Origin of the sequence: Brachybacterium muris (genome assembly GCF_016907455.1) — a bacterium.
In the GTDB taxonomy this organism is placed as follows: Bacteria; Actinomycetota; Actinomycetes; order Actinomycetales; family Dermabacteraceae; genus Brachybacterium; species Brachybacterium muris.
The window spans coordinates 1,520,095-1,533,851 of record NZ_JAFBCB010000001.1 but is presented as its reverse complement, the minus strand read 5'-3'; the positions used below and the strand labels follow the sequence as shown (position 1 = coordinate 1,533,851).

Annotated in this window: 12 protein-coding genes and 2 pseudogenes; 4 read left to right on the top strand and 10 right to left on the bottom strand. The window is 68.4% G+C overall.

The genetic code is table 11. From position 1 onward, the window contains the following. Window positions 1-42: 42 nt before the first annotated feature. Both istA (JOD52_RS07060) and JOD52_RS07055 read left to right on the top strand, forming a co-directional pair. A complete protein-coding gene (gene istA, locus JOD52_RS07060) occupies window positions 43-1,605 on the top strand; it encodes an IS21 family transposase (RefSeq protein WP_204408388.1) in 1,563 nt (520 codons plus the stop codon). Further along, window positions 1,602-1,793: pseudogene (locus JOD52_RS07055) on the top strand (ATP-binding protein); the annotation flags it as partial. The gene istA (JOD52_RS07060) and the pseudogene JOD52_RS07055, both read left to right, overlap by 4 nt. Before the next feature lie 112 nt (window positions 1,794-1,905). Here JOD52_RS07055 and JOD52_RS07050 read toward each other — a convergent pair. After that, window positions 1,906-2,652 carry an ATP-binding protein gene (locus JOD52_RS07050; RefSeq protein ID WP_338124028.1) on the bottom strand — a complete coding sequence of 249 codons (747 nt, stop codon included), beginning with the start codon at window positions 2,650-2,652 and terminating at the stop codon, window positions 1,906-1,908. Further along, the gene (gene istA, locus JOD52_RS07045) at window positions 2,649-4,211 is read right to left on the bottom strand and encodes an IS21 family transposase (RefSeq protein WP_204408388.1); all 1,563 of its coding nucleotides are present in this window, start codon (window positions 4,209-4,211) and stop codon (window positions 2,649-2,651) included. The genes JOD52_RS07050 and istA (JOD52_RS07045) overlap by 4 nt, the downstream gene beginning before the upstream one ends. A gap of 148 nt (window positions 4,212-4,359) precedes the next feature. On the opposite strand from istA (JOD52_RS07045), the pseudogene JOD52_RS07040 reads away from it, so the two are divergent. Beyond that, window positions 4,360-4,935, top strand: a pseudogene (locus JOD52_RS07040) (ATP-binding protein); the annotation flags it as partial. Window positions 4,936-4,955: 20 nt separating this feature from the next. Further along, window positions 4,956-5,099 (top strand): hypothetical protein, encoded by a 144-nt coding sequence (locus JOD52_RS07035; protein ID WP_204409181.1) that lies wholly within the window; start codon window positions 4,956-4,958, stop codon window positions 5,097-5,099. A gap of 105 nt (window positions 5,100-5,204) precedes the next feature. Here JOD52_RS07035 and secG read toward each other — a convergent pair whose 3' ends face one another. The 8 genes from secG to uvrC form a co-directional block, all read right to left on the bottom strand. Then, entirely contained in the window at window positions 5,205-5,453 is a 249-nt protein-coding gene (gene secG, locus JOD52_RS07030; RefSeq protein ID WP_376983498.1) for a preprotein translocase subunit SecG, read from the bottom strand. A gap of 114 nt (window positions 5,454-5,567) precedes the next feature. Further along, the gene (gene tpiA, locus JOD52_RS07025) at window positions 5,568-6,350 is read right to left on the bottom strand and encodes a triose-phosphate isomerase (RefSeq protein ID WP_204409180.1); all 783 of its coding nucleotides are present in this window, start codon (window positions 6,348-6,350) and stop codon (window positions 5,568-5,570) included. Further along, window positions 6,347-7,549, bottom strand: a complete 1,203-nt coding sequence (locus tag JOD52_RS07020; RefSeq protein WP_204409179.1) for a phosphoglycerate kinase — start codon at window positions 7,547-7,549, stop codon at window positions 6,347-6,349. The genes tpiA and JOD52_RS07020 overlap by 4 nt, the downstream gene beginning before the upstream one ends. Before the next feature lie 124 nt (window positions 7,550-7,673). Next, a complete protein-coding gene (gap, locus tag JOD52_RS07015; RefSeq protein WP_017822634.1) occupies window positions 7,674-8,678 on the bottom strand; it encodes a type I glyceraldehyde-3-phosphate dehydrogenase in 1,005 nt (334 codons plus the stop codon). A 105-nt stretch (window positions 8,679-8,783) separates the two neighbouring features. Then, entirely contained in the window at window positions 8,784-9,782 is a 999-nt protein-coding gene (gene whiA, locus JOD52_RS07010; protein ID WP_017822635.1) for a DNA-binding protein WhiA, read from the bottom strand. Then, a complete protein-coding gene (locus tag JOD52_RS07005; protein ID WP_204409178.1) occupies window positions 9,766-10,869 on the bottom strand; it encodes a gluconeogenesis factor YvcK family protein in 1,104 nt (367 codons plus the stop codon). Before JOD52_RS07005 ends, whiA begins: the two co-directional genes overlap by 17 nt. Further along, entirely contained in the window at window positions 10,866-11,714 is an 849-nt protein-coding gene (gene rapZ, locus JOD52_RS07000) for an RNase adapter RapZ (RefSeq protein WP_042342757.1), read from the bottom strand. The genes JOD52_RS07005 and rapZ overlap by 4 nt, the downstream gene beginning before the upstream one ends. Window positions 11,715-11,858: 144 nt before the next feature. Further along, a complete protein-coding gene (uvrC, locus tag JOD52_RS06995; protein ID WP_204409177.1) occupies window positions 11,859-13,757 on the bottom strand; it encodes an excinuclease ABC subunit UvrC in 1,899 nt (632 codons plus the stop codon).

The following is a 13,757-nucleotide window of genomic DNA, read 5'->3' as shown; positions in this document are numbered from 1 at the left end:
CCGCCGTGTGTATAGGGCACGCGGCGGAAGGAGCAATCTGGAATGGTACGGAAGATCAGGGCGAAGCTGGTGCTCCAGCTGCGCGCAGAAGGTCTGTCGGGGCGAGCGATTTCGTCCTCGCAGGGCATGTCCCGCAAGTCCGTGAGGGCGGTGTTCGAGGCCGCTGACGCTGCAGGGATCGGGTGGGGCGATATCGCGGACGTCGCCGATGAGCAGGTGTATGCCCGGTTGTTCCCGGGCCGGGGCGAGCACGAGAGCGTGTTCGCACAGCCGGACTGGGAACAGGTCCATCGAGAGATGGCCAGGGTCGGCGTGACGCTGAAGCTGTTGCACGGCGAGTACTTCGACGCGACCACGGCGGCTGGGGATCCGGCGATGGGGTATGACCGGTTTTGCCGCACCTACCAGCACCACGTCATGGTCACCGGTGCCGCTTCGAGAGTCGGTCACAAGGCCGGCCAGAGCGTGGAGGTCGACTGGTCCGGCCCCACGATGGAGCTGGCCGATCCGGTCACCGGCGAGGTCTCGAAGGTGTTCTTGTTCGTTGCCTGCCTGCCTTTTTCTCGTTACGCGTTCTGCTTCCCGGCGCTGGATATGCGCCAGGAGTCCTGGCTGCGAGCGCACGTAGCGATGTTCGAGGCGCTGGGCGGGACGGTCCCGAGGATCGTTCCGGACAACCTCAAGACCGGTGTGGTGAAGCACCCCCGCGAGGGCGAGATCGTCCTGAACGATGCGTATCGCGAGATGGCAGCGCATTACTCGGCGGCGGTGCTCCCGGGGAGGGTGCGGAAACCGAAAGACAAGGCGAGCGTGGAGAACACCGTCGCGCACGTCGCGACCTGGGTCATCGCCGGGCTGCGGGATCAGCGATTCACGTCCCTGCCCGAACTTGCAGCCGCCATCGGGCAGCGGATGGAGGCCTATAACGCGGAGCCGTTCCAGAAGCGGCCCGGATCCCGCGCCAGCGTGTTCGACGCGGAGGAGCGGCCGCTGCTGACGCCGCTGCCGGCGGTGCCCTACGAGATCTCGACATGGCACTACGGACGACGAGTGGGCAGGAACGGGCACGTCACGTTCGCGCGGAACTTCTACTCCGCGCCGTTCGCGCACATCGGCGCGAAGGTCGATCTGCGCATCACGGCCCGGACGCTGGAGATCTATCAGGGCAGCCAGCGACTGACCAGTCACCTGCTGCTCCCGGAGACCGCGAGCAATGAGTACCGCACCAACGACGCGGACCTACCTGCGGGCGAGCGTTTCCAGGCCTGGGACGCGCAGAGGGTGCGGGCGTGGGCAGATCGGGTCGGGCCGGCCACGGTGATCGTGATCCAGCGGATCTTCGAGTCCGTGCCGATCGTGGAACAGGGCCTGGATCCCGCGTTGGCGGTGCTACGGCTCTCTCGCCGCTTCTCCGTAGATCGGGTCGAGGCGGCCTGCGCACTCGCGCTGACGGGACGGGTCCGTTCACCGCGCTATGCGCATCTGCACCCGATCTTGGCCACCGGGCAGGACAAGGTCGCCGCCCTGCGTCCACCCCGCGAGGAACCCGCGGAAGACGGCGGATACGTCCGTGGCGCCGACTACTACGCCGGAGGTGTCCGGTGAGCGTGATCGATAACGACACGAAGCGGAAGCTGCGCGAGATGGGCGCGACCGCGCTGCTGGACGCGATCGATGCCCAGGATGAGGCTCACGTGCTGGGGATGTCGTTCCAGGAACGGCTCCAGCTGATCGTGGACGAGGCGCATTCCATCTTCAATCATGGAAAGGTCGAGGGTCTGATCCGCCGGGCTGAGTATTCGTAGTCGTGGGAGCCACCGAATCTTGCTCTTGGGGACCGCCGATCGTGCCGACGGGGGCCAGTAGCCGCCGCGGTGGGGACCACTGGCTCCCGCCGGCATCGGGTCACTGGGGCAGTGCGGTGTGTTCTCGCATGTTCCTGTCGCCGGTGTCGATCCAGATTGTGTTGTGCACGATGCGGTCCATGATCGCATCGGCGTGGACTGCTCCACCGAGCCGGGCGTGCCAGTCCTTCTTCGGGTACTGGGTGCAGAACACGGTCGAGCCGGTGTCATAGCGGCGCTCGAGCAGTTCCAGCAGCATCGAACGCATTCCCTCGTCAGGATGGTCCAGCAGCCACTCGTCGATCACCAGCAGCGAGAACGTGGAGTACTTCCGCAGGAACTTCGTCTGGCCCTGCGGCTTGTCCTTTGCCAGGGCCCAGGCCTCTTCGAGGTCGGGCATTCGGATGTAGTGGGCTCGGAGCCGGTGCTGGCAGGCCTGCTTCGCCAGCGCGCAGCCGAGGTAGGACTTCCCTGAGCCGGTGAAGCCCTGGAAGACCACGTTCTGTTGCCGCTGGATGAAGGAGCAGGTTGCCAGTTGCGCGATCACGTTCCGGTTCAGTCCCCGTTCCTCGACCAGATCCAGCCGCCGCAGGTCCGCTCCGGGATAACGCAGCCCCGCCCGGCGGATCAGACCCTCGACCTTTCCATGATTGAAGATGGAATGCGCCTCGTCCACGATCAGCTGGAGCCGTTCCTGGAACGACATCCCCAGCACGTGAGCCTCATCCTGGGCATCGATCGCGTCCAGCAGCGCGGTCGCGCCCATCTCGCGCAGCTTCCGCTTCGTGTCGTTATCGATCACGCTCACCGGACACCTCCGGCGTAGTAGTCGGCGCCACGGACGTATCCGCCGTCTTCCGCGGGTTCCTCGCGGGGTGGACGCAGGGCGGCGACCTTGTCCTGCCCGGTGGCCAAGATCGGGTGCAGATGCGCATAGCGCGGTGAACGGACCCGTCCCGTCAGCGCGAGTGCGCAGGCCGCCTCGACCCGATCTACGGAGAAGCGGCGAGAGAGCCGTAGCACCGCCAACGCGGGATCCAGGCCCTGTTCCACGATCGGCACGGACTCGAAGATCCGCTGGATCACGATCACCGTGGCCGGCCCGACCCGATCTGCCCACGCCCGCACCCTCTGCGCGTCCCAGGCCTGGAAACGCTCGCCCGCAGGTAGGTCCGCGTCGTTGGTGCGGTACTCATTGCTCGCGGTCTCCGGGAGCAGCAGGTGACTGGTCAGTCGCTGGCTGCCCTGATAGATCTCCAGCGTCCGGGCCGTGATGCGCAGATCGACCTTCGCGCCGATGTGCGCGAACGGCGCGGAGTAGAAGTTCCGCGCGAACGTGACGTGCCCGTTCCTGCCCACTCGTCGTCCGTAGTGCCATGTCGAGATCTCGTAGGGCACCGCCGGCAGCGGCGTCAGCAGCGGCCGCTCCTCCGCGTCGAACACGCTGGCGCGGGATCCGGGCCGCTTCTGGAACGGCTCCGCGTTATAGGCCTCCATCCGCTGCCCGATGGCGGCTGCAAGTTCGGGCAGGGACGTGAATCGCTGATCCCGCAGCCCGGCGATGACCCAGGTCGCGACGTGCGCGACGGTGTTCTCCACGCTCGCCTTGTCTTTCGGTTTCCGCACCCTCCCCGGGAGCACCGCCGCCGAGTAATGCGCTGCCATCTCGCGATACGCATCGTTCAGGACGATCTCGCCCTCGCGGGGGTGCTTCACCACACCGGTCTTGAGGTTGTCCGGAACGATCCTCGGGACCGTCCCGCCCAGCGCCTCGAACATCGCTACGTGCGCTCGCAGCCAGGACTCCTGGCGCATATCCAGCGCCGGGAAGCAGAACGCGTAACGAGAAAAAGGCAGGCAGGCAACGAACAAGAACACCTTCGAGACCTCGCCGGTGACCGGATCGGCCAGCTCCATCGTGGGGCCGGACCAGTCGACCTCCACGCTCTGGCCGGCCTTGTGACCGACTCTCGAAGCGGCACCGGTGACCATGACGTGGTGCTGGTAGGTGCGGCAAAACCGGTCATACCCCATCGCCGGATCCCCAGCCGCCGTGGTCGCGTCGAAGTACTCGCCGTGCAACAGCTTCAGCGTCACGCCGACCCTGGCCATCTCTCGATGGACCTGTTCCCAGTCCGGCTGTGCGAACACGCTCTCGTGCTCGCCCCGGCCCGGGAACAACCGGGCATACACCTGCTCATCGGCGACGTCCGCGATATCGCCCCACCCGATCCCTGCAGCGTCAGCGGCCTCGAACACCGCCCTCACGGACTTGCGGGACATGCCCTGCGAGGACGAAATCGCTCGCCCCGACAGACCTTCTGCGCGCAGCTGGAGCACCAGCTTCGCCCTGATCTTCCGTACCATTCCAGATTGCTCCTTCCGCCGCGTGCCCTATACACACGGCGGAAGGAGCGTAGACAGAGCGGCCCCAACGACACCACTGGTGGTCCCGAACGACGCCACCGCTACGGCAGCGACGTGGCACCCGAACCCTCGATCAGCGGACCCCAGCGAGGCGAATATTCACCGGGCGGGGCTGCGTTATCCCGGAGCGGACCTGCGGCGGCTGGATCTGGTCGAGGAACGGGGACTGAACCGGAACGTGATCGCGCAACTGGCAACCTGCTCCTTCATCCAGCGGCAACAGAACGTGGTCTTCCAGGGCTTCACCGGCTCAGGGAAGTCCTACCTCGGCTGCGCGCTGGCGAAGCAGGCCTGCCAGCACCGGCTCCGAGCCCACTACATCCGAATGCCCGACCTCGAAGAGGCCTGGGCCCTGGCAAAGGACAAGCCGCAGGGCCAGACGAAGTTCCTGCGGAAGTACTCCACGTTCTCGCTGCTGGTGATCGACGAGTGGCTGCTGGACCATCCTGACGAGGGAATGCGTTCGATGCTGCTGGAACTGCTCGAGCGCCGCTATGACACCGGCTCGACCGTGTTCTGCACCCAGTACCCGAAGAAGGACTGGCACGCCCGGCTCGGTGGAGCAGTCCACGCCGATGCGATCATGGACCGCATCGTGCACAACACAATCTGGATCGACACCGGCGACAGGAACATGCGAGAACACACCGCACTGCCCCAGTGACCCGATGCCGGCGGGAGCCAGTGGTCCCCACCGCGGCGGCTACTGGCCCCCGTCGGCACGATCGGCGGTCCCCAAGAGCAAGATTCGGTGGCTCCCACGACTACGAATACTCACTGGAGAGCACCACCTGGTACCTCGACAAGGCCGCGGCGAAGGACCTCTGACCGCCCGGGGCCCGTCGGACACAGAAAGGACGATTCCGTTCCACGATCGCAAGATCCGGGAACGGAATCGTCCTTCTCGATGTGCGGGTCAGGCCCGCGCCGGGATCAGAGCACGCGCTCGATGATCCCCAGGCCGATGCAGAAGGCCCCCCAGGCCACGGCCATGCCCACGGTGAGGCGGTTCAGGTTGCGCTCGGCGACGCCCGAGGCGCTCGCGGTGGAGGACACGCCGCCACCGAACATGTCCGACAGGCCGCCGCCGCGTCCCTTGTGCAACAGCACCAGCAGGATCAGCAGCAGGCTGGTCAGGGCCAGCAGAACCTGCAGGACGAGCTTGATCAGAGGCAGATCCACGGGGGCAAAACCTTCTTCTGAGTTGCTTTCGGGAAGCGGATGGACCGATCCAGCATACGCCACGGGCCGGGCCTCCGAAGAGGCCCGGCCCGTGTGATGCGAGCAGTACGTCGATCAGGCGTTGCTGTCCTGGTAGCCGACGATCTTCGCGAACTCCTCAGCCTTCAGGGAGGCGCCGCCCACGAGGGCGCCGTCGACGTCCTCCTTCGTCATCAGCTCGGCGACGTTGGAGGACTTCACGCTGCCGCCGTACAGGACGCGCAGGGCGTCAGCGGTCGCGTCGCCGTGCTTGGTGCGCACCAGATCACGGATCGCAGCGCACACCTCCTGGGCATCGTCCGGGGTGGCGACCTCGCCGGTGCCGATGGCCCACACCGGCTCATAGGCCACGACGACCTTCGCGACGTCCTCGGCAGAGAGGCCCTCGATGCCGCCCTCGAGCTGCGCGAGGGAGTACTCGACCTGCTTGCCGGCCTTGCGCTCCTCGAGCGGCTCGCCCACGCACAAGATCGGGGACAGGCCCACGGACAGAGCAGCCTTCACCTTGGCGTTGGTCTCGACCTCGCCCTCACAATGGTACTCGCGGCGCTCGGAGTGGCCCACGACCACGTAGGTGCAGCCCAGAGCGGTCAGCATGCTGCCGGAGATCTCCCCGGTGTACGCGCCGGACTCGTGGGCCGAGATGTCCTGGGCGCCGTAGGAGATCGGCAGGTCGCCGGCCTCGACAGCGGTCTGGACGGTGCGGATGTTCACGAAGGGCGGCAGCACGGCGGCCTCGACCACCGTGGTGTCGACCTCGCGCAGGGCCTCGCCCAGCTCCTCGACCAGGGACAGGCTCTGCTTCCAGTCCAGGTTCATCTTCCAGTTGCCCGCCATGAGCGGGGTGCGGGTGGTCACTTGGTGCCCTCCTCGAGGATCGCGATGCCCGGCAGCTCCTTGCCCTCGATCAGCTCGAGGCTCGCACCGCCGCCGGTGGAGATGTGCGAGAACAGGGATTCGTCGAATCCGAGATTGCGGATGGCGGAGGCGGAGTCGCCGCCACCGACCACGGTGTAGCCCTCGGCGTCGGCCAGAGCCTGTGCCACGGCCTTGGTGCCGCCGGCGAACTTCTCGAACTCGAAGACGCCCATCGGGCCGTTCCAGAACACGGTGGCCGCGTCCTTGATCTTCGAGGCGAACAGCTCAGCGGTCTTCGGACCGATGTCCATGCCCTCCTGGTCCGCGGGGATGCCATCGGCACCGACCACGGTGGACTCGGCGTCGGCGGAGAACTCCCCGGCCACGACGTTGTCCACGGGCAGGATCAGCTCCACGCCCTCCTTCTCGGCGCGCTCCATGTACTCGCGCACGGTGTCGACCTTCTCCTCGTCCAGGAGCGACTGGCCCACCTCGTAGCCCTTGGCCTTCAGGAAGGTGTAGGCCATGCCGCCGCCGATCAGGATCCGGTCGGCCTTGCCGAGGAGGTTGTCGATCACGGCGAGCTTGTCGGCGACCTTGGCGCCGCCGAGCACCACCACGAAGGGGCGGGCCGGGTCGTCGGTCACCTTGCGCAGGGACTCGACCTCCTTGAGCACCAGCTCGCCGGCGGCCGAGGGCAGCAGCTGCGCCAGCTCGTACACGGAGGCCTGCTTGCGGTGCACCACGCCGAAGCCGTCGGAGACGTACGCGTCGCCCATGTCGGCCAGCGCCTGGGCGAACACGCGTCGCTCGCCCTCGTCCTTGGCGGTCTCCCCCGGGTTGAAGCGGAGGTTCTCCAGCAGGGCGATGCCGCCCTCGTCCAGGGAGCGCACGGTCTCGCGGGCGGAGTCGCCCACGGTGTCGGTCGCGAAGGCGACCTCCGTGCCCAGAAGTTCACCGAGGCGGGAGACGACGGGCTTGAGGGAGTACTTCTCCTCGGGCGCGCCCTTGGGGCGGCCCAGGTGGGAGATCACTACGACCTTGGCGCCGGCGTCCAGCAGGCGCTTCAGGGTGGGGACGGCGGCGCGGATGCGACCGTCGTCGGCGATGGTGGTGCCGTCCAGCGGCACGTTGAGGTCGGCCCGGACGATCACACGCTTGCCGCGCAGATCGCCGAGGGCGTCGATGGTCTTGAGCACTGCGTCTCCTTCAGGAAAGAGGAATGGAGCAGAGAACTGGTCGATCAGGGGTACGGACGGCGGAGCCCGCCCGACGCTCCACCCACAGGGCGGCGCCGGGCGGGCTCGGTGAGAACCGTCAGGTTCAGAGGGACTTGCCGATGTGGAGGGCGAGGTCCACGGTGCGGCAGGAGTAGCCCCACTCGTTGTCGTACCAGGAGACGACCTTGACCTGGTTGCCGATCACCTTGGTGCTCAGGCCGTCGAAGATCGAGGAGTGGGGGTCACCCTCGATGTCCTTCGAGACCAGCGGCTCCTCGGAGTAGGCCAGGATGCCCTTGAGGGGACCCTCGGCGGCCTTCTTGATCGCCGCGTTGACCTCCTCGACGGAGGTCTCCTTGGAGGCCTCGAAGGTGAGGTCGGTGACGGAGCCGGTGGGGACGGGCACGCGCAGGGCGTAGCCGTCGAACTTGCCCTTCAGCTCCGGCAGGACCAGGGCCACGGCAGCTGCGGCGCCGGTCTTGGTGGGGATGATGTTCAGAGCGGCGGCGCGGGCGCGACGCAGGTCCGAGTGGGGGGCGTCGAGCAGGCGCTGGTCACCGGTGTACGCGTGCACGGTGGTCATCAGGCCCTTGACGATGCCGATCTCGTCGTTCAGCACCTTGGCCATGGGGGCCAGGCAGTTGGTGGTGCAGGACGCGTTGGAGACGATGTTGTGCTTCGCCGGGTCGTAGTCCTCGTGGTTCACGCCCATCACGAAGGTGGCGTCCTCGTTCTTCGCCGGAGCGGAGATGATGACCTTCTTGGCGCCGCCGTCGATGTGGGCCTTGGCCTTGGTGGCGTCGGTGAAGAAGCCGGTGGACTCGATCACGACGTCCGCGCCGACCTCGCCCCACGGGATGTTGGCGGGGTCCTTCTCGGAGAACACCTTGAACTTGTCGCCGTTGACGGTGATGGAGTCATCGTCGTGGCTGACCTCGCCCGGGAAGCGCCCGGTGGTGGAGTCGTACTTGAACAGGTGCGCGAGGGTCTTGGTGTCGGTGAGATCGTTCACACCCACGATCTCGATGTCTGCGTTCTGCTGGATGGCGGCGCGCAGGAAATTGCGCCCGATACGACCGAATCCGTTGATTCCGACCTTAATGGTCACGGTTCCTCCTTGTTCACAGCGATTCTGTGAAATATGGACGGGTGGCGCGCACGCCCTCGTACGCTCGTACGGTGCCGGCGTGTACCGACGACCGAGTCGATCCTATCAATCCCTGGGATCGGGCGACGGCGGCAATTGGTCCTCATCCACCACTTCTTCGGTCCCGGGGACCCCGAGATCCTCTGCGCGCTTGTCCGCCATCGCCAGCAGGCGACGGATCCTGCCGGCCACCGCGTCCTTGGTCAGAGGCGGATCAGCCAGACGCCCCAGCTCCTCGAGACTGGCCTGCCGGTGCTCCAACCGCAGGCGACCGGCCGTCAACAGGTGCTCGGGCACCTCGTCGCCCAGGATCTCCAGGGCCCGCTGCACCCGCTGCCCCGCGGCGACCGCGGCGCGGGCCGAGCGTCGCAGGTTCGCGTCATCGAAGTTCGCCAGGCGGTGGGCGGTGGCGCGCACCTCCCTACGGGTGCGGTGCTCCTCCCAGGTCAGCACGGTGCGGTGGGCTCCCATGCGGGTCAGCAGCGCCGCGATGGCATCGCCGTCGCGCAGCACCACCCGGTCGCCGCCCCGGGCCTCCCGGGCCTTCGCGGCGACGCCGAGCCTGCGGGCGGCTCCCACCATCGCCAGGGCCACCTCGGGTCCCGGGCAGGACAGTTCCAGTGCCGCGGACCGGCCGGGCTCGGTCAGCGACCCCCGGGCCAGGAAAGCGCCGCGCCAGGCGGCCTCCGCATCGACCGCCGCTCCTCCGACGACGGCCGGTGGCATGCCGCGCACGGGGCGACCGCGCGCGTCCAGCAGGCCGGTCTGGCGCGCGAGCATCCCGCCCTCACGCTCGACCCGCACGATGTAGCGGGTGGTGCGGCGGATACCGGAGGGGGCCAGCACAGCCAGCTCGGCACGATGCCCGTACATCTCGGCGATGATGCCGTGGAGCCTGCGGGCCACCGCCGCGGAGTCCAGCTCAGCCTCGACCACGACCTGCCCGCCCACCAGGTGCAGGCCACCGGCGAAGCGCAGCATCGCCGACGCCTCGGCCTTGCGGGCGGAGGGCCGGTTCACCTCCAGGTGGCTCAGCTCCTCCTTGGCGTCAGCGGTCAGCGCCATCATGATCCTCCTGTGAAACGGGTTCGCCGTGGTCAGGCAGCGGGGACGTATCGCCGGCGACGTCCCCCACCACGTCGTCGAACAGGTCACGGTACGCCGCTGCCAGGCGCACCGGATCGTGGTTCGGGGAGCCGTCGCCCACACTGACCTGCCGCAGCAGCACCCGCAGCCCGCGCTGCTGTGCGGCCTGGGCGAGGTCCAGGGCGTCCTCGAGTGCGGTGGGGTCGGCGATCAGGGCGTCGAAGCGGGTGCCGCCCGCGTGCTCCAGCACGGTGTCCAGGAGGTTCTGACTGCTCATGCCCTCGGCCTCCTGCTGTCCCACCGAGAGGTTCATGGTGATGCAGCGCCGGGCGCTGCTGGAGCGGATCGCGGCGGCGATCTCGGGGATCATCAGGTGCGGCAGCACGGAGGTGTACCAGGACCCCGGGCCGACGATGATCCAGTCGGCACGTTCGATGGCCTCCAGGGTGGCCGCGGGCACGCGGGGCCGCAGCGGGGACAGGCGCAGCGCCTCGACCTTGCCCTCGGCGGTGGCGACCTGCCACTGCCCGCTGACGGTGCGCACGGTGCCGTCGGCCCCGCGCACGTCGGCCTCGATGTCCAGGGGGTCCAGGGCCATCGGGAGCACGCGGCCGCGGGCGCCGAGCAGCTCGGCCATCTGGTCCAGGCCCTCGATGGGATCCTCGAGGATCTGCCACAGGGCCACGATCATCAGGTTCCCCAGGGAGTGACCGTCCAGCTGGCCGCCGGTGGAGAAGCGGTGCTGGATCACGTCGCCCCAGATGGACCCCCAGTCGGAGTCCTCGCACAGGGCCGCCAGCGCCATCCGCAGGTCGCCGGGCGGGAGCACGGGGATCTCGTTGCGGATGCGACCGGAGGAACCGCCGTTGTCGGCGACGGTGACCACCGCGGTGATCTCGTCGGCCAGCAGGCGCAGCGCCCGCAGGTTCGCGGCGAGGCCGTGGCCGCCGCCCAGGGCGACCACCCGCAGTGGCTCATCGGGGGTGTCGCGGCGGCCGCGGCGGGCGCTGGAGGCACGGTCGACGTTGCGCAGGCGCACGCCGCCCTTGCGATGGGCGATGCTCATTCCCGCCCCAGATCCCGGTGGCGGATCCGCACCGCGTGGCCGGCACGGCGAAGCTCCTCACCGATCTTCTCGGAGATCGCGACGGACCGGTGCTTGCCGCCGGTGCACCCGATCGCGAGGGTGGTGGAGTGCTTGTTCTCGGTGGTGTAGCCGCGCAGCACGGGGATGATCATCTCCAGGTAGCGGTCCACGAACTCGGCGGCGTTGGCGTCGCCCAGGACGAAGTCGGAGACCTCCTTGTCGGTGCCTCGCTTGGGGCGCAGTTCCGGCACCCAGTACGGGTTGGGGATGAAGCGGACGTCGCTGACATGGTCCGCCTCCAGCGGGATCCCGTACTTGAAGCCGAAGGACAGCATGGTCACGGTGAGGCGCTGCTCGGCCTGGGTGCCGAAGGTCGAGCGCATCTTCATGGTCAGCTCGTGCACGTTCAGCGGCGAGGTGTCGATCACCACGTCCGCCATGCGGCGGTAGGGGGCCAGCACCTCCCGCTCCCGGCGAATGCCTTCCAACACGCCCTCTTCGCCCTGCAGGGGGTGGGGCCTGCGCACCGAGTCGAAGCGGCGCACCAGGGTCGCCTCGTCGGCGGTGAGGAACACCAGGCGCAGCCGCAGGTCGGCCTCCCGCAGCTGGGCGACGACGTCGGCGAGCTCCCCGAAGAAGGGTCCGGAGCGAGGATCGACCACGACGGCGAAGCGGTTGTCGCGCCCCTCGGCGGTGGCCTGCAGCTCGTACAGGGTGGGGATCAGCTGGGGGACGATGTTGTAGACCACGTACCAGCCCAGGTCCTCCAGCGCGTGGGCGGCGGTCTCCCGGCCGGCGCCGGCCAGTCCCGTGATGATGATGATCTCGCCCCTGCGCTGGGCGGCATCACCGGCGCCGCGGTGCTGATCGGTGACGACGGAGGCGTCGTCACCGGGGTGCGGGTCCTTGCTCACGAGCTGCTCCTTCTGCTGCGGGTGGGCGTGGGCTTCGAGGGGGTACGAGCCAGGTCAACCACCGATGATCTCACCGGTGGCCATGTCGACGGCGACATCCTCCGCACCCTCGGATCGTAGCGCGCTGCTGATCTGGGCGGCGAGGGCGGGGCCGATGCCGTCCACCTCCTGCAGCTGCTCCACCTCGGCCTCACGGATGGCCTTGACGGTCACGAAGCGGTCCAGCAGGGCGCGGCGGCGGGCCGGCCCCAGGCCCGGGATGCCGTCCAGCGCGCTGGTCTGCATGGCCCGCCCGCGCTTGGAGCGGTGGTAGGAGATGGCGAAGCGGTGCGCCTCGTCGCGCAGGCGCTGCACCAGGAACAGCGCCTCGCTGGTGCGCGGCAGGATCACCGGGTAGTCGTCACCGGGCAGCCAGATCTCCTCCAGACGCTTGGCGATACCGGCCAGGGCGATGTCGGTGATGCCCAGCTCGTCCATCACCCGCTGTGCGGCGGCGACCTGCGGCGGCCCGCCGTCCACCAGGATCAGGGAGGGCGGGTAGGCGAAGCGGCGCTTCTCCTCCTCGCTCTCGGGCTTCGGCGGGTCCAGGTGGTGCTTGAGGCGCCGGGTGAGGACGTCGTGCATGGAGGCGGTGTCGTCCCGGGCGGCGTCACCGCTGACGGAGAACCGCCGGTACTCGCTCTTGCGCGGCAGGCCGTCCTCGAACACCACCATCGACCCCACCACGTTGGTGCCCTGGGAGTGGGAGATGTCGAAGCACTCGATCCGCAGGGGCGGCTCGGCGAGGTCCAGAGCCTGCCCCAGGTCCTCCAGGGCCTTGGTGCGAGCGGTGAGGTCCCCGGTGCGGCGCAGGCGGTGCAGGCGCAGCGCCTCGTCGGCATTCGCGGTGACGGTGCCCAGCAGGTCCTTCTTCTCCCCGCGGCGAGGCACCCGCACGTCGGTGCGGGAACCCAGCAGTGCCTGCACCTGATCGCGGTTGGCGGGCTCCGTGGTGACCAGCACCTCCTTGGGAGCGGTCCCTTCGGCGTACAGGGTGGTCAGGGCCCGTTCCATGAGGTCGGCTGGACCGGAGTCGTCCAGGATCTCGGCGATCCAGCCGCGCTGACCGCGGATCCGGCCACCACGCACATGGAACACCTGCACGGAGGCCTCGAGCTCGTCCTGCACCATGCCCACCAGGTCGGCGTCGGTGGCGTCGGAGAGCACCACTGAGTTCTTCTCCATCACCTTGTCCAGGGCGATCAGGTCGTCCCGCAGGGCGGCGGCGGCCTCGTAGTCCATCCCGGCGGCGGCCTCGCGCATCTGCTTCTCGATGCGGCGGGTGTAGGTCGAGGTGTTCCCGGCCATGAAGTCGCAGAACTGCTCGGCGAGCTTGCGGTGCTCCTGGACGGAGATCTCCCCCACGCAGGGGGCTGCGCACTTGCCGATGAAGCCCAGCAGACAGGGGCGACCGGCGCGCTCGGCCCGGCGGTACACCCCGGCGCTGCAGGAGCGGATGGAGAACACCCGCAGCATCAGGTCCAGGGTCTCCCGGATGGCCCACACCTGCGTGTAGGGGCCGAAGACCCGGTCGCCCTTGCGGGGGGTGCGGCGGGTGATGTGCACCCGCGGCACCTCCTCCCCCATGGTGACCACGAGGTAGGGGTAGGACTTGTCGTCACGGAACTTGACGTTGAACCGCGGGTCGAACTCCTTGATCCAGGTGTACTCCAGGGTCAGGGCCTCCACCTCGGTGCCCACCACCGTCCACTCCACGGAGGAGGCGGTGGTGACCATGCGGCGGGTGCGCTCGTGCAGCACCGCGAGGTCCTGGAAGTAGTTGGTCAGGCGCTGACGCAGGTTCTTCGCCTTGCCCACGTAGATCACGCGGCCGTCGTCGTCCCGGAACCGGTACACCCCCGGGGAGGTGGGGATGGTGCCGGTGGCGGGACGGTAGGTGGCTGGATCGGCCAT

Bases quoted from the DNA above. Each gene is read 5' to 3' on its own strand.
- istA (WP_204408388.1), top strand. From the start codon at position 43: ATGGTACGGAAGATCAGGGCGAAGCTGGTGCTCCAGCTGCGCGCAGAA.
- JOD52_RS07005 (WP_204409178.1), bottom strand. From the start codon at position 10,869: ATGAGCATCGCCCATCGCAAGGGCGGCGTGCGCCTGCGCAACGTCGAC.
- uvrC (WP_204409177.1), bottom strand. From the start codon at position 13,757: ATGGCCGATCCAGCCACCTACCGTCCCGCCACCGGCACCATCCCCACC.
- istA (WP_204408388.1), bottom strand. From the start codon at position 4,211: ATGGTACGGAAGATCAGGGCGAAGCTGGTGCTCCAGCTGCGCGCAGAA.
- whiA (WP_017822635.1), bottom strand. From the start codon at position 9,782: ATGGCGCTGACCGCTGACGCCAAGGAGGAGCTGAGCCACCTGGAGGTG.